The sequence below is a fragment of the Parasutterella muris genome (assembly GCF_943193095.1).
GTDB classification, from domain to species: domain Bacteria; phylum Pseudomonadota; class Gammaproteobacteria; order Burkholderiales; family Burkholderiaceae_F; genus Parasutterella; species Parasutterella muris.
In genome coordinates this window covers 47,808-67,259 of the sequence record NZ_CALPCV010000013.1, presented here as the reverse complement: position 1 = coordinate 67,259, position 19,452 = coordinate 47,808, and the positions used below count along the sequence as shown (strand labels likewise).

Genomic DNA, 19,452 nt, shown 5'->3' with positions numbered 1-19,452 from the left:
CCTTTGGATGCCTTGTCTGACTGATGCTTGTTGACTAAATGTTGAAATTCAAGTTTGCAACCCATTGACTGGACAAGTTGCGCAAACATGGATATTGTTGCTCTTTGCATGCCGAATCCTTCGATTTTTTATTGCTGGGAACTTTAAATTTATCGAAGATTCGGCATCTTTGCATCTAGACGTTCCGAAAAAATTTATTTTGGACAGTAGTGGATAATTATTGAATATTTTTAGACCAATTTCTTCTATAAATTTGGATTAGTCATGCGTCAGACCTGGCCTTCTTGCCTCTGCTTGTTTCATTGGTGTAGATATCTGTTCTTCAACTTTCATTGTTGACTCCCTAAGTAGTCAACTTTTTCAGGACAAGACACGTTGAGAGAAATCACCCCGAAGTTTGCTCGGCATTCTTTATTCGATTAAGAGGGCTTGCTAATTGCTTATAGCTTTCTGTAGCCTGAGTTAATTATGGATGTTAGAACTAAATTTAAGAGTATATTATATTGGACAGAAAGGGCCTGAGAAAAATTAAAGTTTTTCAGGCGCTGGGGAGATCCTTCCCCTCCCCAGACGTTTGGCCTATAGCTAAATTACTTGAGTACTATTTTCAGAGACTCTAAGCTCCGAGATATTCTCTCACTTTGGATAAGAGATAAACCCATGGACATTTCCTTTTGAACTGCCTCACCTAGTTCAATAGCTTTAATAAAGGCTGATTTAAAATCAGATTCCTTGTCGTAAATCAAGGCAGATTGTACGGAAACTCCAAATTTCGCTGCAAATGCAGCCTCAATAACCATTGGAACCCGTAGGCCAACAGACAAGTTAACAGTCCCTGAAATTCCATTAGTTAAGTATCTTGAATGTTCAGGAATTTTGCTGTTAAGGAGTGGAAGAATGAAATCAGATTCCGATACTATCTCATACATTTTGGGATAATCTAACATTCCCACGAAATTAAAGTATTTCGTCAATCTCCTTGGAACATGTAATTTTCCTTTCCGAGCAATGACAGTTATTCTAAAATTTAAGTGAGGATGTGTCCTATCTATATCTTTAATTACATCCATCAACAAATTAAAATCTTTACGTTTTTGTTCGATGTTTCCTACAACGACAAATTGTTTTTCGTTCTTGCACACCGACTTTTCCTGACCATTAAATCCAAAGTAACAACTATATAACGGTAGTGCTTTGTACTCATTCACTACCTCTAAAGTAAATTTAACTTCTTCAGAAAGATCATCATAAGTAAACTCGGGTCTATGGCATTGATAAAACACCTTCGGATGATCAAGACAATTACTCATGAAAGCCCTGCGCGTTGTTCTTAATGAGTAGTAATCGTATTCAGTGTTCCAAAAAATACATTTATATTGTTTAAGTTGAGGTAACGATAAGAAATAATGCAAAAAGTTTCGTTCTATTGGAAAAATTCTAACGCCTGCAGTACCCGCAACAGGTCTTAGATCAAATTCTTTTTTACTCAACCAAACATCTACATGGTAACCAAGCTCTTTGAAGTAGTGGATTACACTAGGTAAACATTCACCATGACAGTCTTGGCTTTCAATTATTAAAACTGAGTTTTGGGGTATATCTACCATTTGTATTATTGAAATCAATAATTTTTTTTCGAATAGTGTGTTTTCAAGGCTTGTTATTCTGCTGGAGAAATCATCTCTAAGTGCCTGGAGCTGTCCTCTCAATAAATCCCGTTCCGATAACTCAACATCTTTACGAGAAAAATTTATATTTTTGAGAAGGTTTTTAAATCTTCTATATATGAACAAATAGCCTTTGCTTGCTATCAAAGAAGATCCATAATACTTGTGGAGAATTTCTAAATAATCTCGGAATGTTTTTAACTTTTGATATATCGTTCCATGTCTCAATGCCAATTTAGAAAAAAATCCAAGTCTATAAAGAATATAAGCTCTTTGCCCATCAGTAAGAGTTTTGAGAGAATTCAATATCCATTTATACGGTTCTAAATATGTAAGGTAATAATTTGCATTCTTTTCTGACGTTATCGATTCACTACGGATTCTGTAGTAATACAGCCTTTCATTTACATATGAATAATTTTTTGAATGGGACAAATAGCTCCATAACCAAGAAATATCTTCATGAATTATTCCTTCAACAAAAGATAATGAATTTTTTTTTATTTTTGATAACCTATATAACTTATTCCATGCAACACAACATAGATCATTTTCATAATCCTCTGTTAACTTATATTTGCCACTATTTTTTTCAAAATTAATAGGCCACTCTTTATGAAGAATTTCTCCATTCAGATCGTCAGCTGAAAAATACTGAAAACTACACGCAGAAAAATCGCTATTTTCTTTATTAATGCTATTGAATAAATGTTCAATAGTATAGGGTGAAATTTTATCGTCTGAATCTATGAAAAATATAAATTCACCGGAGGCCTGCTCTAATCCTGCGTTCCTAGCAGCAGATAAACCTCTATTGTTTTGGCTAATTAATTTGACATTTTTATATAGATCTTGATATTTTTTTGCAATCTGTAGTGAATTATCTGTTGAACCATCATTAATTAATATAATTTCTATATTTTTAAACGTTTGGTTAACTATACTGTCAATGCACTCATCTAAATATTTATCCACATTGAATATAGGTACAATTATACTAACTTTGTTATATTCTATCCTTTTAATATTTTTTAAGAGGTATGGGTCTGACTCATATGCCGACTTGTATAGTTTCGACGTAGCAAGATCTGAGTAAATCCATGGCTTCTTATTTGTCAAATGTAATATTTTTATATCTTTCAAAAGATCTGTTTTTTCAAGCTCAACTCCTTCTGGAAGATAAGTTTGTAAATAATTATAATCCTCCGAGAAAAAGAAAACTTTTCCATCGCAGACGTAATTGAAAGCATCCTGATCCTGATAATATGAATCAATTAATTCTTTTTTAGCCTTAATTAATTGATCTTTTATAGACTCAACTCGCATTCTATATAAATTAATAACCATAACCCCAGAATTAAAATATTTTTTAACACCTATTCTGAGGTTGTGCTTTAATTTCATAGCTCCTTTATCAACCGAAGCTGCAATTAGATAATCATTTATTGCCAAGTGATTTAGATAAGAAGTATCGGATAAAAATAAAATATCACAATCAAGATAAATACACTCGTTATATGATTTCAATAAATCAGGTAACAAAAATTTAATAAGCGATGCAGAGCTGACATATTGATGATTGGTTGCTATATCACTAAGATCTTTCTCTACATTACGCAATTGCACATTAAGAGTTGAGCAATAGGATTTGAGCAATTCTATATTCTGTTTACTAACGTCTTTATAGAATACGAAAACTTCAGATTCCTTGTCGTATTTGCGAAGAGATTTAATAGATACGATTAATGGTATGACATAAAAATCATCCGTTATATATACATAGGGTCTTTTATTTGCTTTCATGTCTATTTAAATAATTGAATATTTTTTTTATTTTACATTTGATGATATTATTATCTTTTTCTGATTTCAATAGTTTATTTATTTCCATTAACTCTTTATTTTCATTAATTAATTTATTATTTATATGATTTAATTGTTCATTTTCTCTTATTAAATTTTTAGAGTTATCTATATTATTTGACTGCGAAGAATCTTTCCACCAACTAGATTGATTCCAATGAATTGCAACAGTTTTGTCTGTAAAAGCCTTATCTTGAAAACTAACCCAGCTTGGACAAAAATATTCGCATGGGTATATAGTCACTTCTTTATTCCTATCTTGCCAAACGATTTGATTCTTATAAAGTTCAAAATTCAAGCAAATCTTATTAGGTACATTTTTATCATACAATTTATTTAATTTATGTATAACAGATTCAGAATAAGAAATTATTTCAAAAGAATATAAGTCCTTTAGAGCTTTTTTTGCTACCACATTTGCAATAGGATTGGATTCTGACATAATCCAATCGCTTTCATAAAGATCCATTATTCTCTTAAGAAGAGGGTGCCCAGCTATACTTCCCATGACAGCCGGTTCAGGAATATTTTCACCATATAAAATATCTCCTTCGATGGAACAAAAAAATCTATTATTCAAATAAGGAGAAAGATTTTTTAAAATTTCAACATCAGTATCTAAATAAATTCCTCCATATTTGTAAAGAACATAAGCTCTTACATAATCTGAAACAAATGCCCAATCCTTATCTTTATATTTTTTTAAGATAAAAGCGGAGCTATTTATTATTTCCCTTATTTCCCCATTATTAGGTGTCCATAACCTAATTGAAAAATCTGGGCAAGCCCTCCTCCAAGAGGTATAACACATCCTCAACTGTGTATTTTTTTTCCCTTTCCTATAAAAATTAACATCATCAAAAAAATAATGTATTGTTTTGGGTATCATACTTATCATCTCTCGTATTTATCTTCAAATCGGCAAATATCATCTTCACCGAGATATGAACCTGACTGTACCTCTATCACAACCAAAGGAATCTTGCCAGGGTTAGCAAGCCTATGCTTAAAACCGAGAGGAATAAAAATTGACTCATTTTCAGTCAGAATTTGTTTTTCCCCTTCGATTGTTACTTCTGCAGTCCCCGATACAACAATCCAATGCTCAGCTCTGTGATGATGCAATTGAAGTGAAAGACATTCACCAGGTGACACAGTTAATTTTTTTACTTGAAACCTCAAACCCTTCGCAAGGCTCTTATAATTACCCCAAGGTCTATAAACTGATGAGCTAACCAAAGCTTCCGGGCGATTTTTTTTCCTAAGCCTGGTTACCATATTTTTTACTTTTTGACTGTCTTTTAACGGAGCAACAAGCACAGCATCATCATTCTCGATAATCGCTAGATCGTGTACACCAACTGCTGTTACAAGTTTTGTTTCGCTTCTTATATAGCACCCCTGCGCTTCAATAGTTTCTACTTGCCCAACCACTGCATTCTGGTTCTCATCTTTTGTTTCAAGATCATAAACAGAATGCCATGAACCAAGATCGGACCATCCTGACTTCAGTTCTGTTACAACTGCAACTCCTGTCTTTTCCAGGACAGCATAATCAAATGACAAATTTTCAGAAAGAGAATAACACTCCGGCAAAGTTATAACTTTTTCATCTATTGATCCTAAATCAATAGTACTTCTAATGTCCTCAGACATGGATATCAATTGACTGTATAGCGTTGGCTCATGTTGCTTTATTTCAGATAGAATGGTCCTGCTTGACCCAACCAAAATGCCAGAATTCCATAAATATTTTTTTGAATTAATAAAGGATCGAGCCTTGTCCAACGATGGTTTTTCTTCAAATCTTTTTACTTTAAAGCCTAGACTATTGATTTTTTCTCCTACCTCTATATAGCCATATCCTGTCTCGGGATAGGTAGGATGAATTCCTAAAGTAACAAGCAATCCGGAATCTGCAAGTTCTAAAGCGTTCGAGATTGAATGAGCAAATGAGTTTTCGTCCTGTATAAAATGATCCGAAGGGAGAATAACTAAGAGAGAGTCGGGCTCGTTGTTAAGAAGTGAAATTAAGGAAGCAATTCCAATCGCGGGTGCAGTATTTCTCGATTCTGGTTCTAAAACTATCGAATATTCTCCCTTGTACTTTGACAAAGCTGCTTGCACAAAATAAAGATAATCTTTATTTGTTATAACTTGAATCCTCACCCCCCCCTTCCTTGGGTTTTAAGAAGATCGTTATGTTCGTTGGATAAAAGCAAAAGCCTTGCAGTTTCTAGCGAACATGCAAAGCTTCGCAAGAGCAAACTCTCTTCGCCAATTAGTTTTGTAAATTGTTTAGGAAAGCTTTGACGAGACAGAGGCCATAAACGAGTCCCCGTACCCCCACATAAAATAACAAATTTAACCAATTTATGCGTCCTAATTCATAAGTAATAAAATATGTTAGAAATTCGTTGGTTAACTATATCAGCTATTTTGTAAGACATTAAATATCATGTCGCCTCCTTTTCGCTATATCGATTATCCATAGTCAACAATTAGCTCCTACTTTTAAAACACAAGCAATTCATTTTTTCTAACTAATGCAATGATATAAAAAGGAAGGAAATCAAGCAGAACTCCTCCTGCCGTACATACTATAAATTACGTCTTTGCAACATCAACAAGTACCACGCTAGAAAATATATCCTAGATAGGACACTAACATATCAACAAGCAATAATCCAAAAGTGATCCTTTTAACTTGAGTTCGTTAGTGTCATTTCACCCAAATCAATTATTTTTAGCAAACAGGTAATTTATTAATAAGACACAGTACTCTTGAAACAGCTTGATCCATATCGTAGTACTTATAATCACCCAAGCGCCCAAGGAAAGTAAGCTTATCGATTCCTTTTGCCAAATCTAAATACTTCTGATACAAGCACTTATTTTCGGGATTGATTATTGGGTAATAACGTTCGTTTTCACCCAAGGAAAACCCCTCGGGATACTCGTAGGATACAACCGTTGATCCACATTGAGTGTCAAGGAAATACTTATATTCTCCGATCCTAGTAAAGTCGTAATTATTCGGATAATTAACCACTGAATTTGTTTGGAAGTAGGATCGATTAAAGGTTAAAAATTCAAACCTCAAACTCCTGTAAGGCAATTGTCCGAGTTTGTAATCGAAATATTCATCTATAGGACCTGTGTAATAACAATGATCAAAATCATTGCTCATGCTTTTATCAAATTTTGTATTCAACAAGATCGTTATATTCGGATGATCTAACATCTTTTCGAACATAGCGGTGTAGCCTTCAAGAGGTATACCTTGATACTTAGCCTGGAAATAGCGGTTATCTCTTCCCATAAAAACTGGAACCCTTCCAGTAACGAGAGGATCTAAATCTTCCGGCCTGACTCCCCATTGCTTTTCGGTGTAATGCAAGAAAACTTTTTCATAAACATAATCTGCAAGATATTGTAGGTCTTTCGATTGACTTTCACGGAGTTTTAAGATTGGAACTTTCTTATTGAAAGGGAACTCGGATAAAAGTGCGTTAATCAAACGATTAGCCATTTCCATGGGAAAAAGCTGTTCAATAGTGTTGAAATTAAAAGGAATCGGAACAAGCTGACCGTCAATCAGAGCTTTTACTTCATGCTGATACGGAAACCATTGTGTAAAACGAGACAAGAATCTCCAAACGGTCTCGTTCTCTGTATGAAAAATATGTGTGCCATATTTATGGATGCATATTCCTTCTTGATTGAAATAATCAAAACAGTTACCTCCGATGTGATCCTTCTCATCAACTATGGTAACTTGATGAGAATTTTCAGCCAATTTACGGGCTAAGGTTATACCCGAAATACCACAACCTACAATCAAGAATTTCATGTTTGATTTATATCCCGAAAAAATACAAATTAGATTTACTGTTTAGTACATATCTAACCAAGCAACACTGAGTAGGAATTATAATCTCTCAATACTTTGGGAGTCTCAATATATGACAAAAGGCTTTTACAGCATCATGCTGGCACAATTTTTATCCTCATTAGCCGATAATGCCTTATTGATTGCTGCGATTGCGCTGTTGGCGACGTTAAATGAGCCTGAATGGATGACTCCTCTTCTGAAACTATTTTTTGTAGTCAGTTATGTACTTTTTGCAGCATGGGTTGGAATCTTTGCTGATACGATGCCAAAAGGACGTGTGATGTTTATTACCAACGCGGTAAAAACATTAGGCTGCTGCATAATGCTTTTCGGAACCCATCCTCTTCTAGCATATGGAATCGTCGGTCTAGGTGCGGCAGCCTATTCACCTGCCAAATACGGGATACTGACCGAGCTATTGCCTCCTGAAAAATTAGTAAAGGCAAACGGCTGGATTGAGGGATTAACAGTTGCATCGATTATATTGGGAACCGGGTTGGGTGGATTTCTCATCTCACCAATGATTGATCATTTTGTTAGACAAGAACATTTATTAGGAGTTCATAATGCCGCGCAAGCTGCGATTGCAGTAATGATATTGGTATATGCAGCTGCCGCAGCGGTTAATCTCCTTATCCCCGACACTGGGGCTCGTTACCCAAAACAGGACTTTAGGCCAGTGCACACTTTAGTAAACTTCGGAAAATCATGCGCCCTGTTATGGAAGGATAAACTTGGACAAATTTCATTATCAGTTACAACTCTTTTTTGGGGCGCCGGCGCAACTCTGCAGTTTTTAGTTCTAGCATGGGCGGATACAGCCCTCGGCCTTGATCTTTCTAAGGCGGCCATACTTCAAGGCGTAGTTGCGATAGGCATCGCAATAGGCGCTGTGCTTGCTGCTACATTTGTAAGTTTAAGGAAAAGCATAGATGTTTTGCCGATTGGCGTAGCTATGGGCTTTTCTGTTGCCATCATGTCTTTCTTTAAAGGATCATGGATTCCGGGGGGATTTGATTTTATTAGCATTCATTTCTCATATGCAGTTATAGTTGCCTGCATTATGTTAGTTGTCGTTGGCATGATGGCCGGATTCTTTGTCGTGCCGATGAATGCTCTTCTTCAGCATCGAGGTCATGTCCTTATGAGTGCTGGCCGATCTATTGCAGTCCAAAATTTCAATGAAAACAGCTCGATCCTAGTCATGCTCGCTTTGTACTCATTACTAATCAAATCTGGTCTAGGCACAGTGACAATAATGGTTTTATTTGGTAGTTTTGTCGGTTGTTCTATGCTTGCAGTTATTCTTAAGCATCGGCATAATCAGTCGCAAGAGGATTCACTCCATTTAATTGGAGAGGAAAAGAGGCATTGACGCTAATTTACAATTCCGTCTGAAGCTATTAAAGATTAACCATTTGAATTCTAAATAATTTCGAGAATTAAAACTATGCAGTCACTTACTGTTGCACCGTTCATTAGAGATTCATTTGAAAGTTTTCAAAAGAGTGCTTGTGGAATTACCCTTGACATAGGACGCCAGAGAATTTCGCAAAAAGAACTTTTAGGTCTTATTGACTTTGTAAAAGAAAAAAGGATGATTGAATCCTTTAATGAAATGCGTCAAGGAAAGATTGTGAATCCAAGTGAAGGCAGGTCAGCCCTCCACACATCTTTACGAGCCCCTTCTCCCGAAGCTCCTCACGCAAAAGAAGTGCATGAAACCCTCGAACGATTCTGCAAATTTGCTGACAATGTCAGGAGTTGGAAATGGAGAGGATCAGCTGGTGATCGTATTACCGATGTCATCAACATAGGTATTGGCGGATCAGATATGGGGCCTAGAACCGTTTGGAATGCTTTACGATCGGCGCGACCGGAGATTAATCTTCATTTTTTAGCCTCTGCGGATGGTGTAGTTTTCGATCGAGTTACCTCTTCCCTCGATCCCTATAAGACTTTGGTAGTTATTTCTTCCAAGAGTTTTAAAACTCAAGAGACCCAAGCAAATGCAAAGGAAATTTTTAACTGGCTCCTTAAAGCTGGGATTAGGCACGAAGGATTTAAAAACCATGTAGCTGTTGTTTCAGCTAGAAAAGACGCTGCGGAATTTTTTGGTTTACCCAAAGATAACTATTTCCCTATATGGGATTGGGTTGGCGGTAGATTTTCCGTATGGGGAGCAATTGGTTTGCCTGTTGCAATTGCACTAGGATCAGATATCTTTAGGCGTTTCCTTGCTGGCGCACACTTGATGGATAAACATGCATCCTTCACAGAATTGCAAAACAATCTTCCTGCACTAATGGCAATGTTTGCATATTGGAATACCGTTAAACTCGATGTTTCATCGTTCTGTTTCTTACCTTATGATGAAAGATTAAGAACGATGGTTGACTGGCTTCAACAACTCGAAATGGAAAGCCTAGGTAAAAGTACAAAACCAGACGGCAGCCCTGTTGTCGGTAAAACCTCACTGGCTGTTTGGGGAGGGCATGGAAATGAATCTCAGCACTCATTTTATCAGTGGCTAAGAGAAGGAACTGCAAAAACTGCAATTGATGTATGTTGGTGCAAAAAACCCGGGCATAATCATAAAGAATTGAATAAGGTTCTTATGGCTAACGCAAAAGCACAAACTGAAGCTTTAATTACACGTGATCCGGGAAGCAAATACTTTAATGTTATTTCTACTTTAACTCTTGATGATTTGACTCCAGAAAGACTAGGAGCTCTGATGGCTTTGTATGAACACAAAACCACAATGTTGGGAACATTATTTGGAATTAATGCGTTTGACCAGCCTGGAGTTGAACTTGGAAAGAGGCTAGCACAAAGCATTTATCAATCCGAAACCAATTAATCTCAAACTCCAGGTTTATAGTACTCAATGTAAGGATTTCGGAAGTTTGGTAATACCCAACAAGGCTAGGGTATTCCGGGCCTTTTTACTTACTTCGCCTATTTTCCATGCCTGCGAACGAGGGTCCTTAACAGTCTTCAAGCAAGGATTGTCATTATCGTGTCCATAGAATCACCGGGCGTTTAATCGAAGCCAGTTTCGCATTTCTTTTTGTTTCGGCTATCTGTTTTCTGCCAAGGTATAGACGAACAGCTTTCCGACATACGTACTGTTGCCGCAGTACAGTCTACGACCGTCATTAAGCACCTTAATGACTCGGGAACTGGTTTCTACAATGTTGCGCTGCCTGTACTAAACGGATCAGACAGGCAGTTTGTTCTTATTGCATAGCAGCCACATAATCGAGTCGCACAATCAATATCCTCTATCTTTTTGAACCATCCGATTTTCTTATCGAACCCGATAAATCTTCTAACCTCTTTCCAAAGCTGAGGGCCGACTTCTGAGCCTTGTGACTTTGCTTTAAAGTTTTCAGCATCTGTTTTGTTTGTAGCTGAGCAAGTTCTGAATCGCGGTAATCCAGTATTTCTTATTCACAGAGCCGCCTGTAGAGAGTGCCTGAACCCAGTTCTCTTCATCCGTACGTGCATAAATCGAGTTCTCATCGTCGTGAAATGCACAGCTGTTGAGGCGACATCCAGTATTTATTAAATTTATCCCTGACGTTCTTTTCCGTCAGTGGAACTGCACAGATATAAGATAAATTTTCGTTAATAACAGTCTGTATATTATGGAGACTTTCGTATCCCCGATCAGTTATCAGAACTGTTTTGTTTAGATCAAAGCCGTTTGCTTTCATGTTCTCAAGCAAGTTGGGATAAGTTGGGATATAAGGTTTTATCCGTGATGGAACCCTCGCTTTCGTAGACATATACGACCTCGCCGCTGAAATAGTCGACGCCCAGCGTGTAATTAACCAGTTTTAGTTCCGGATCCTGTTTGGCATGGCCGTACACAGCGTCTTCACTCGTTTGCGAGTAAGAACTAATTGCCGTAGAGTCCAACGCGATAAAGCGGTATCCGTCATTGCCTGCATCCTTGGACAATTGACAGTTTCTATCAAATCTGTTTAAAAAACTCTGTGATCTGCTTTCTTGTTATACGAGAGAGAAGCTCGCTAATCCTTTGAGAGGAGAGAGGCGTATTGGTGGGCAGCCAGACACTCGGAAGCTATTCGCTCAGATTTTTACACGAACCTGCCTCAAGATATTGGTAAATAGCAAGCAGAACAAGATTATCCGCATCTTTCTGACCGAACACTTTATTCAGAGATTCTTTAATTCCAAGGGTTCGAATAGTGTGCAAACAAGCATTGTCAAACGACAAGTTTAGTGACCCGTTGAATGAACTAACCCCATAGACTGCGACAGTTAGCTCGTAAAAGTAGTAGAACAAGTAGGATTTCTTTAGATTTTACCTTACATGCAACAAGCTCTGCTATTTTCTATTGTATTTTCCTATGAGTTAAAAAAAAAAAAAAAAAAAAAAAAAAAGGGGGGGGGTGTCTAAAAACGTAGCTGAAAGACAAAATCTCCCCCTAACGCTGCGGTTTTTGCGCTCACTTTTCGTAGCTAACTAGCCGGATATCAATCGGTATCCGGAATCACATGCTGCCTTTGAACTCCTCCGGCGATACATACCCTAAAGAGCGTTGAATGCGCTCTGTGTTGTACCACGTGATGTAGTCATCGATGATTTCCTGAGCCTTTGCTCTCGTCTGCTCTATTCTTTCCTGCGGAGTCATTCTACGGAACATTTCACTTTTCATATGCCCGTAAAACGTTTCCATGCTTGCGTTGTCAAGGCAAATTCCTCTTCTGGAGTAGCTCGGACGTTCTCACCGCTTTCACGTAAGACATACTTGTGTAGGTTCCACCTCTATCGCTGCGGATGACACAATATGATGGCAGCAGCCCTTCCTTCGTCGGAAGCTTATTTAACAATTGCTGTGCTGCACTCGAACCAGTTTCCCAAGCAACTATCTTATGGTTAAATAAATCTTTGATCGTGCTCAGCACAACCCAGCTCTCTCTTGCCGGGACAAAAGTCATGTCCGTGACAAGTTTTGTCATCGGTCCAGATGAAGAGAAATCCCGTTTCAGCACATTGTACAAAGGTTCCTGAACAGGCTCAAGCAATTCGGTCTTGTAATGGATTCTGCGCTTTGGGCGGACTCTTGAATTTAAGCCTTGCAGCCTCATGAGTCTGGCGACGCGTTTATGGTTAATGGCAAAGCCATTTAGTTTGCTCAAATACACCGCCATTCGCTTTGCTCCGTAAGCAAAATTACGGCGCTTTTAGAGCTCTGAAATCTGAGTGACTAAAGGATCATCTTCTTCAGCTCTTGCCGTTTCCTGTAAAACGTGCTCCGATGGATTCCTAGCCAGGAGCAGGCCTCCTTTATTGGCGCTCCTTTGCCTTTTAAAGACTCAACGATTGAGACAATATTTGATTCAGAGTGGTCCTTTAAATTAAAGTTTTTGGTAGTCTGGAAATTATCCGCAGCGTGGACACCATAATCCTTATCGTGGACACCAAAATTTCAAGCCTAAAACACGAAAACGAACTTCATTCTTTCATAACTTTAAATCTCTCGTAATCTTCAGCGTAGACACTCTGCAAGGCCCCTTTCTCTTGAAGACTTTTCTTAATTTTCATCCCTATCCCATTTCACAAAAAAACTAAGTCATAGAAACACGGCCTAAGCATTTTTTGATCGTTTCATTTTTGTTTAGACCAATTTATCACCATCGGTGTAAATGAAATTGTTCAGACTCAATACAATGATTGCTATGCAATGATCAACAACAACTCAATATTGTGCATTGCGACAGAAGGTTGAGTTTGGAGTTCCGTTCGGCTTTCTAACCTTTTGTTTTTTGAACCCAGGGGACAATTAAAGAATAATATCTACAAAGAAATCTAGGAAGATTTGAATGATTTCCACATTACAGACGACTGCCCACGATAAGGATGCCGCCATATTATTTATTAACTTACAAATTTAATTTCATGAAGTGTCCACGCTTAAGATTACGTGTCCACGATTAGGATAATTCCCAAGTAATCCACTCTTTAATTGCAAATGTATAGGCTAAGACAGACGTAATTGAGTAGCGCATATGCTCGTCTCCGGATCTGCTGCTATCTCCAACTATTGCACGTCCTTTGCGATTTTTTAATTCGGGTTTAACCCACCGTTGAAACGAACGTGGTTCCAGACCATAGAACTCAGCTGCCTTTAGCGAGGAACGAAACTTCCCTTCAATAACTTGTGTCGAAATAGAACTTGCGAAAGCCCGAGATATGGCCCTTTTGGATATCTCGTTCTTTCGGGACTGGGTTATGACGGACTTTATAGTACCTCTATAAACGCCAAATTGAATTGCAAGCTTAGTACAGGACAGGCCTTGACCATGCAGCTTAACTATTTCTTCTCTTTCAATGCTGGAAAGCGGAGATTGTCGCTCTTCGATGGCAATCCAATCACAGCTCAAGAGGGATTTAGCCTTCCATAAACGCAAAATATCTTGCGGAACGCCCGATAGTTGTTTAATCTCTCGATACTTCTTCATTTCATCGAATAAGGATTGAACCAACCTTTTGGTCTCAAGAGAAAATATCTTCCTCGCCAAGATGCCTCCTTGCCAAGTGCCGTATTTTCAGAGGCCAGTTCGTTTTACGCTATTTTAATTTGTCGCGTAACATTTTCAGGGGCAGTTCAATTTAAATTTATCGCGTAACAAATTAGACACTTACATTGGAATTACAGGCTTTTATATTTAAATGGAATTTTTTCAATTGTGATTGAAAGTAAATATTTTCTGAATTCTCAGACAGTATGACGCAAAAAAGGAATTTTTTTGATCACTAAAGTAAGAATACAACATACGCAAACTATTAGCAAAGCTCCAAATATTCTATAGTAAATAGATGAAGTATTAACACCCAGGAAAGGAACCAGCTTAGAAGTGAAATAAGCATGAAGCAAATAGATTCCAAGGGAACAATCTCGTATTGTTACTAAACCACTTAGTATCATGTTACCTAATGCTATATTTTTACGCGAAATCGTATTAATAAGATTTTCAATCAGAGGAGAAACATCTTTGACTAAAATAAAAATCGCTACTGAGTAAAAAACTGTTGTAATATTTAGATATCCACTGAAGAGTCTATTAATCGGAGCTGGAAATTCTGGGCTAAGCATAAGCGAAGTAAATCTCAAAAAAAATGAAATAACGCCTAAAAGATAAAAAATTAGTTTGTATTTATTTGATATTTGATTTTTCGATAAAATCCAGCCAAGAATAACAAATAGTACGAATCCACTTCCCATAGGACTTGAAGTCAAGACTGGATTAATCTTTAGTTGAAATAAATTAGCACAGAATGGTAAAACAAATTGTGCTATAAAAATCCAAATTGCAATGAAGTATAGTATTTTATAATTTTTTGAGAAATTCGATAGAATTATTATTGACAAGTAACAGACAAATAAGGGAAGAAAAAACCAATAAACACCCATAAACTTATTATTTATTATATTGATAATCAGACTAACTATAACTGAATAGTCAAATCCTCTCACAGAATCTAGGCTGAAAATTTGGCCATACTTATTAAATGTTAAAAAGAGTAAAGCAGCAAAACAGGACCAGAACAAATAAGGAATGAGAGTTCGTCTGATTCGTTTAATTAGGTACTCCTTCGAGTTATATCTAGTTCTATAATTCATCAATGTAGCACCACTTATCATAAAAAAAATTGGTACCGCAAAATAGAAAATACATTCAATAAGTGATGAAGTTATCCAAAGCCGGCCAGCTGGATGTCTCCAGAAAACACCATTTGCATGTAACAACACAACGGATATACAAGATATAACAACAAGGTAATCAATATAATTTAATTTTCTTCCCATATTTTATTTTGATCCTATATTAAATATATATTAGCAAAGATTTTATACTTAGATAAATATTTTTCTACATTGTATTTTAATATCCTTTAATCTAGTTATTTATATTAAACAATAAATATATTTTTAATTTTTAACTTAATAAATCTATACAAATTAGCAATTTTTTGATTAGTAACGATCGAAGAAGTATAACTTAACCGTTGTCCTGATAAGTTGCTTCACTCCACCGCAATTTTAATCAATTCTTGCAAGCTTAGTGGAATACCTTTATATATTTGGAAATAGTCTTTAATCGCTAAGTTAATCAATATTTGTGGGATCAAACGCCCGTAGCATAGCTCTGAGATTTTTATTCAGTCAAAATATTCACAGAAATTTAGATAGTTAGCCTTGACTCTTAGGAATTTTCCAGCTGACGTAGTCAATATCATTTAATATGAGACTTTTATAACTCATAGAAAAACTCTTTCCGAAGATTACTTCTGCCTTTCCTCCTTTCGAAAAGGTGACTCCACTTATGTCTATGGATATAAGAACTAGTGGAATCCGGAGAAAAAGCAGTCGGGAATCGTAAGCGTCTCATCGCTTGATTTTATTTCAGATAGGCGGGGCTAGCATTTGCTGAACGATATTTCTATCGTCCAGCAAATGCTCTTTAACAACTAATTAGGATTAGCGTTCGACTTAGTCTTTTTTAAAGATTGAGCTCGCCCAAGCATCAAAGTCAAAGCCCTCGGCAAGATTCTCAGGCAGGAAGGCATTGCGGGGATCGCCTTTATCTTCCTGTCCTTTCTTCGGATCTTTAATTGAGAAGGATGTGGCAGGCACTCCAGTATTCTTCCACTGCTGCGTCAGCCCTTTCTCGCACATATGGCGGAAGAGCTCCTGCGAGTATCTCCTCAGCCAGATCTCCGGTCTCTCGACCTTATTATTTTTGAGAGTCTCCAGGTTGAGTAAGCCATGCACATGCCTTCCATATACTTCGGAGAGTGCTGAAACAGGCAGTTCTTACGTAGGATAGTGATCGGACGGATCGCGTTTTCTACTTTATTTGTAAACAGTGGGATGTCCTCGTAGTCGAGGAAGGTTCTCAGCTTTTCTCTGGCGTTCTTGTAATAAACACAGACCTTGGCAATTGAATCGTGACTGCACTTGACCCATTTGCAGCCTTTGCGCTCAACAAGCTTTTCGTTACTATTAAGTCGATCATATCCGCCAACGATCGGCGCTGCCACAGCAGTTCGGCAGAGGAATTTTTAATGTTTTGTATCCTAAAGAGCTGATTAACTGTTTCCTGTACTTTCCACAGTTTTAAAAACCGGGCGTTGTCTTTGAACGCCTCCTCAATGGCCTGATCAAATTGCTCTTCGGGGATGTTGCCGATCTCTTTGAGCATTTCACTCGGAAGAATGACCATGAGAAGTTCTCTGCGCAAGTGAACCCAACAGTTCTGATGCACGATGGGTTTATCTCATGACTCATTCAGCTGTCTGACAAGCGTATCGTATCCACTGTAGGCATCAGTCACCAAAACTTCAGTTTTGAAGTCAGCAGAGATAAAGTCATTCAAACTCTTAGCGTTGCGGCTGCGCTGGCAGTGATAGAGCGCGATCGGATTCTTCTCAGCAGGAGCGCTGATTGTACAGAGAATGTAGTTTTTAGGGCTGATGTCCCGATCTTCAGATGCATCCTTTGCCAGTCGTCCTCGCCCCTGATCCTGCAGGCAGTTGAAGGGTGTTTCATCAACAATAAGTGTCCGCTGAGTCTTCATTATCTTTAACAGAGTCTGATAAAGCGGCTTGTGATAGAAGAAGTGGTAGTCGTTCAGACTGTAGGATACGGTATTGGAGCCAAGTTTCGCATACTTTTCAAAGAGTTTGAATGATCTGTCCAGAGGCATCCCGATGCACATAAGCCGATTGAACTCCATGATGGATAAAGCACTGATCTGTCTGCCAGGCACAATGGGGAAGTCCAGCTTCTCATCCATCTGCACATGGACTTTGTCGCACTTTTCACAGAAGAACGTCTAATAAGCGACCGACAGCTGACCGATCTTTTCAACGTTGTCGATCGTATCGGTAAGCTCGCCTTTAAGTTTAAGCATCACCTCCTGAACCGACATGCTTTTGGAGTGACACAGCGGACAGAGTTCGAGAGCGGCAGCGCTGAGGACGGAAGCCGGCTTAACCGAGAGCTCATTACTGTTGCTGGCTTTGCCGCCGTGTTTCTTCAATGAGAACGTCTGCGGTGCCGGTAGCATCTTTTCTGTTTTATCGGCAACCGCGATGCTCTGTTTCAATGTCTCGTCAAGAAGGTCCGCCGAGAGCACATTAATTCTTTTAGTGAGCTTATTGAGATTAATAAGTCTGTCACGACTGTTTTTTACCGAACGGCTGAGTTTAATTTCCTCGAGCGCTTCCTTAACCTGCTTTGTAATTTCCTGAGGCGTTTTTTCGGAACTGGTTCCGTAGAGCTGCTGAGTGAGCCGATTCGTTTCAGTGATAAGCCTTAGCTGTTCCACAATCAGCTCATAGACACAGTCGATTGCAGTCCTTCCGATTTCGTCTTCCGGATAAATAATCAGTTCTTTGATTTGACGCAGCAGCTCATCCTTATGCTTCTTCGCGATTTCCACCATCTTGACGATGCCGGTGCCCATGCGAACGCACCCCGTGATCGTAGAAGCCTGCTGAGCAAGCTGCTGATCTTTCTCCTCAAGACGCTTTGTCTGCTCTTGCAAACGACCGCCCATTTGTTCAAGCTCTTGATTTTTCCTTTTCACTAGCTCTAGATATTCTTCTTTAGAGAGTTTATTGAGGTTTATAGTCACTCTTTAAAATACCGTTCTAATGCATATGGGTATTATACTATATAACAATCGTAAAAAAATATTTTCCATTGTTTATAATAATTAATTATTGATATTATTTATTCAATTTATATAAAAATAAACCCGCTAACATCGGGATTTTTATTGAGTTTTATATTACCAGTATCGAGAGCATTTTTCGTAAAGTCTTATGCCGTTGAGGTATTGCTCCTGTTCATAAACACTTAGCAGCTGAGCACTGCCGTCTTCCACTTTAACCATGATCCTTTCAAACGTGCCTTTATTCAGCCGGCGTACGATCACCACAGAACCTCTTTCGTCAGCCGTGATGATCTTACAGAGCTTGGCACTTTTTGAGATAAAAACGACAGTCTCGCTGCCGCTCATGACATCAATGTTCATCATCGTCTGAGCAATACTGCACAGTTTTTGGAAAGAGCCTCTCAGATCCGTCGGCGTTACAACCAATGACACACGAGAACTCTCCTTAAACAATATGTTCATTTGCTCCGCTCCTGCAGAATGGTTCTGAGCAGTGCAACAGCAGACTCGACAGCATTACTGGCGTGAGGCTCAAATTCAATGCCGTCTACTCGATATTCAAGAACGGCTGACTCATTGGAATCCGCTGCCGCCGACTCTAATGTAAATACACAGACTGCTGTTTGTTCTTTGAAGGAGTTGTTCACCACGCAGGGGAGGTTCTGCTCCACAATATCGTGATGAATCCGCTTGCCGGTTTCCCGTCTTATTCTCTCCGACACCTCGGTGCTGTTAAGGTACTCTCTTCGAGCCAGGGCTTCATAGTGCGCCCAAGAAAATCTCGTCATTTTGTCCTCCGTTAATGTACGTTAGACAAGTATGTGGCGAGGTTTTAAAAATTAAAATTATGCGATGAGACGCTTACCAATGACACACGAGAGCTCTCTTTGAACAAAATGTTCATTTGCTCCGCTCCTGCAGAATAGTTTTAAGCAGCGCAACAGCAACGTCAGCGGCATTGCCGGCGTGAAACTCAAATTCAATGCTGCCTACTCGATATTTAAGAACGGCTGACTCATTGGAATCCGCTGCAGTCGACTCCAGAGTAAACACTGACTGCGGCCTGTTCTTTGAAGTAGTTGTTCACCATGCTGGGAAGGTTCTGCTCCATAGTCTTAGGATGAATCCGCTTGCCAGTTTCCCGTCTTAGTCTATCCGACACCTCGGTGCTATTAAGATGCTCTCCTCGAACCAGGGCTTCATAGTGCACCCAAGAAAATCTAGCCATTTTGTCCTCCGTTAAAGTACGTTAGACCAGTATGTAGAGAAATTTAAAAAATTTAACTTATGCAATAAGCCTCTCAC

Annotated in this window: 20 protein-coding genes and 1 pseudogene; 2 read left to right on the top strand and 19 right to left on the bottom strand. The window is 38.3% G+C overall.

Going from position 1 to position 19,452, the window contains the following annotated elements; all coding sequences use genetic code 11:
• Nucleotides 1-590: 590 nt before the first annotated feature.
• The 5 genes from NFR90_RS06430 to glf all read right to left on the bottom strand — a co-directional run bounded on the left by NFR90_RS06430 (nucleotide 591) and on the right by glf (nucleotide 7,383).
• Nucleotides 591-3,470, bottom strand: coding sequence for a glycosyltransferase (locus NFR90_RS06430; RefSeq protein WP_251451561.1), 2,880 nt, complete (start codon nucleotides 3,468-3,470; stop codon nucleotides 591-593).
• Complete coding sequence (locus NFR90_RS06425) at nucleotides 3,457-4,419, bottom strand: glycosyltransferase family 32 protein (RefSeq protein WP_251451560.1); 963 nt, start codon at nucleotides 4,417-4,419, stop codon at nucleotides 3,457-3,459. The genes NFR90_RS06430 and NFR90_RS06425 overlap by 14 nt, the downstream gene beginning before the upstream one ends.
• 5 nt (nucleotides 4,420-4,424) lie before the next feature.
• On the bottom strand, nucleotides 4,425-5,699 hold the full coding sequence (locus tag NFR90_RS06420) for a mannose-1-phosphate guanylyltransferase/mannose-6-phosphate isomerase (RefSeq protein ID WP_251451559.1): 1,275 nt from the start codon (nucleotides 5,697-5,699) through the stop codon (nucleotides 4,425-4,427).
• On the bottom strand, nucleotides 5,696-5,902 hold the full coding sequence (locus NFR90_RS11690) for a sugar phosphate nucleotidyltransferase (protein ID WP_368045611.1): 207 nt from the start codon (nucleotides 5,900-5,902) through the stop codon (nucleotides 5,696-5,698). Before NFR90_RS11690 ends, NFR90_RS06420 begins: the two co-directional genes overlap by 4 nt.
• Nucleotides 5,903-6,276: 374 nt before the next feature.
• Complete coding sequence (gene glf, locus NFR90_RS06415; protein ID WP_251451558.1) at nucleotides 6,277-7,383, bottom strand: UDP-galactopyranose mutase; 1,107 nt, start codon at nucleotides 7,381-7,383, stop codon at nucleotides 6,277-6,279.
• Nucleotides 7,384-7,495: 112 nt separating this feature from the next.
• Between glf and lplT the strand changes: the two genes are divergently transcribed.
• A complete protein-coding gene (lplT, locus tag NFR90_RS06410) occupies nucleotides 7,496-8,800 on the top strand; it encodes a lysophospholipid transporter LplT (RefSeq protein ID WP_251451557.1) in 1,305 nt (434 codons plus the stop codon).
• 75 nt (nucleotides 8,801-8,875) lie between these two features.
• Nucleotides 8,876-10,288, top strand: a complete 1,413-nt coding sequence (locus NFR90_RS06405) for a phosphoglucose isomerase-related protein (RefSeq protein ID WP_251451556.1) — start codon at nucleotides 8,876-8,878, stop codon at nucleotides 10,286-10,288.
• 863 nt (nucleotides 10,289-11,151) lie between these two features.
• Here NFR90_RS06405 and NFR90_RS06400 read toward each other — a convergent pair.
• From NFR90_RS06400 to NFR90_RS06345, 14 genes and pseudogenes are all read right to left on the bottom strand, one after another.
• Nucleotides 11,152-11,394, bottom strand: coding sequence for a hypothetical protein (locus NFR90_RS06400; RefSeq protein WP_251451555.1), 243 nt, complete (start codon nucleotides 11,392-11,394; stop codon nucleotides 11,152-11,154).
• A 557-nt stretch (nucleotides 11,395-11,951) separates the two neighbouring features.
• A complete protein-coding gene (locus NFR90_RS06395; RefSeq protein WP_251451554.1) occupies nucleotides 11,952-12,137 on the bottom strand; it encodes an IS3 family transposase in 186 nt (61 codons plus the stop codon).
• Nucleotides 12,138-12,147: 10 nt separating this feature from the next.
• Nucleotides 12,148-12,486, bottom strand: a complete 339-nt coding sequence (locus NFR90_RS06390; protein WP_371873865.1) for a DDE-type integrase/transposase/recombinase — start codon at nucleotides 12,484-12,486, stop codon at nucleotides 12,148-12,150.
• A gap of 33 nt (nucleotides 12,487-12,519) precedes the next feature.
• Nucleotides 12,520-12,624: pseudogene (locus NFR90_RS11685) on the bottom strand (IS3 family transposase); the annotation flags it as partial.
• Between the two features lie 771 nt (nucleotides 12,625-13,395).
• On the bottom strand, nucleotides 13,396-13,983 hold the full coding sequence (locus NFR90_RS06385) for a hypothetical protein (RefSeq protein WP_251451552.1): 588 nt from the start codon (nucleotides 13,981-13,983) through the stop codon (nucleotides 13,396-13,398).
• A 197-nt stretch (nucleotides 13,984-14,180) separates the two neighbouring features.
• Entirely contained in the window at nucleotides 14,181-15,272 is a 1,092-nt protein-coding gene (locus tag NFR90_RS06380) for an acyltransferase (RefSeq protein WP_251451551.1), read from the bottom strand.
• 684 nt (nucleotides 15,273-15,956) lie between these two features.
• Entirely contained in the window at nucleotides 15,957-16,142 is a 186-nt protein-coding gene (locus NFR90_RS06375) for a hypothetical protein (RefSeq protein WP_251451550.1), read from the bottom strand.
• 29 nt (nucleotides 16,143-16,171) lie between these two features.
• Nucleotides 16,172-16,366 carry an IS66 family transposase gene (locus NFR90_RS11680; RefSeq protein WP_353889101.1) on the bottom strand — a complete coding sequence of 65 codons (195 nt, stop codon included), beginning with the start codon at nucleotides 16,364-16,366 and terminating at the stop codon, nucleotides 16,172-16,174.
• Entirely contained in the window at nucleotides 16,363-16,689 is a 327-nt protein-coding gene (locus NFR90_RS06370) for a hypothetical protein (RefSeq protein ID WP_251451549.1), read from the bottom strand. Before NFR90_RS06370 ends, NFR90_RS11680 begins: the two co-directional genes overlap by 4 nt.
• 54 nt (nucleotides 16,690-16,743) lie before the next feature.
• Complete coding sequence (locus NFR90_RS06365; protein WP_251451548.1) at nucleotides 16,744-17,262, bottom strand: IS66 family transposase; 519 nt, start codon at nucleotides 17,260-17,262, stop codon at nucleotides 16,744-16,746.
• Nucleotides 17,263-17,301: 39 nt separating this feature from the next.
• Nucleotides 17,302-18,027, bottom strand: coding sequence for a hypothetical protein (locus NFR90_RS06360; RefSeq protein ID WP_251451547.1), 726 nt, complete (start codon nucleotides 18,025-18,027; stop codon nucleotides 17,302-17,304).
• A gap of 234 nt (nucleotides 18,028-18,261) precedes the next feature.
• Nucleotides 18,262-18,579 carry an IS66 family insertion sequence element accessory protein TnpB gene (tnpB, locus tag NFR90_RS06355; RefSeq protein WP_251451546.1) on the bottom strand — a complete coding sequence of 106 codons (318 nt, stop codon included), beginning with the start codon at nucleotides 18,577-18,579 and terminating at the stop codon, nucleotides 18,262-18,264.
• 26 nt (nucleotides 18,580-18,605) lie between these two features.
• Nucleotides 18,606-18,935, bottom strand: coding sequence for a hypothetical protein (locus NFR90_RS06350; protein ID WP_251451545.1), 330 nt, complete (start codon nucleotides 18,933-18,935; stop codon nucleotides 18,606-18,608).
• 227 nt (nucleotides 18,936-19,162) lie between these two features.
• Nucleotides 19,163-19,375: a hypothetical protein gene (locus NFR90_RS06345; protein WP_251451543.1), complete on the bottom strand. Its 213-nt coding sequence runs from the start codon at nucleotides 19,373-19,375 to the stop codon at nucleotides 19,163-19,165.
• Nucleotides 19,376-19,452: the final 77 nt, after the last annotated feature.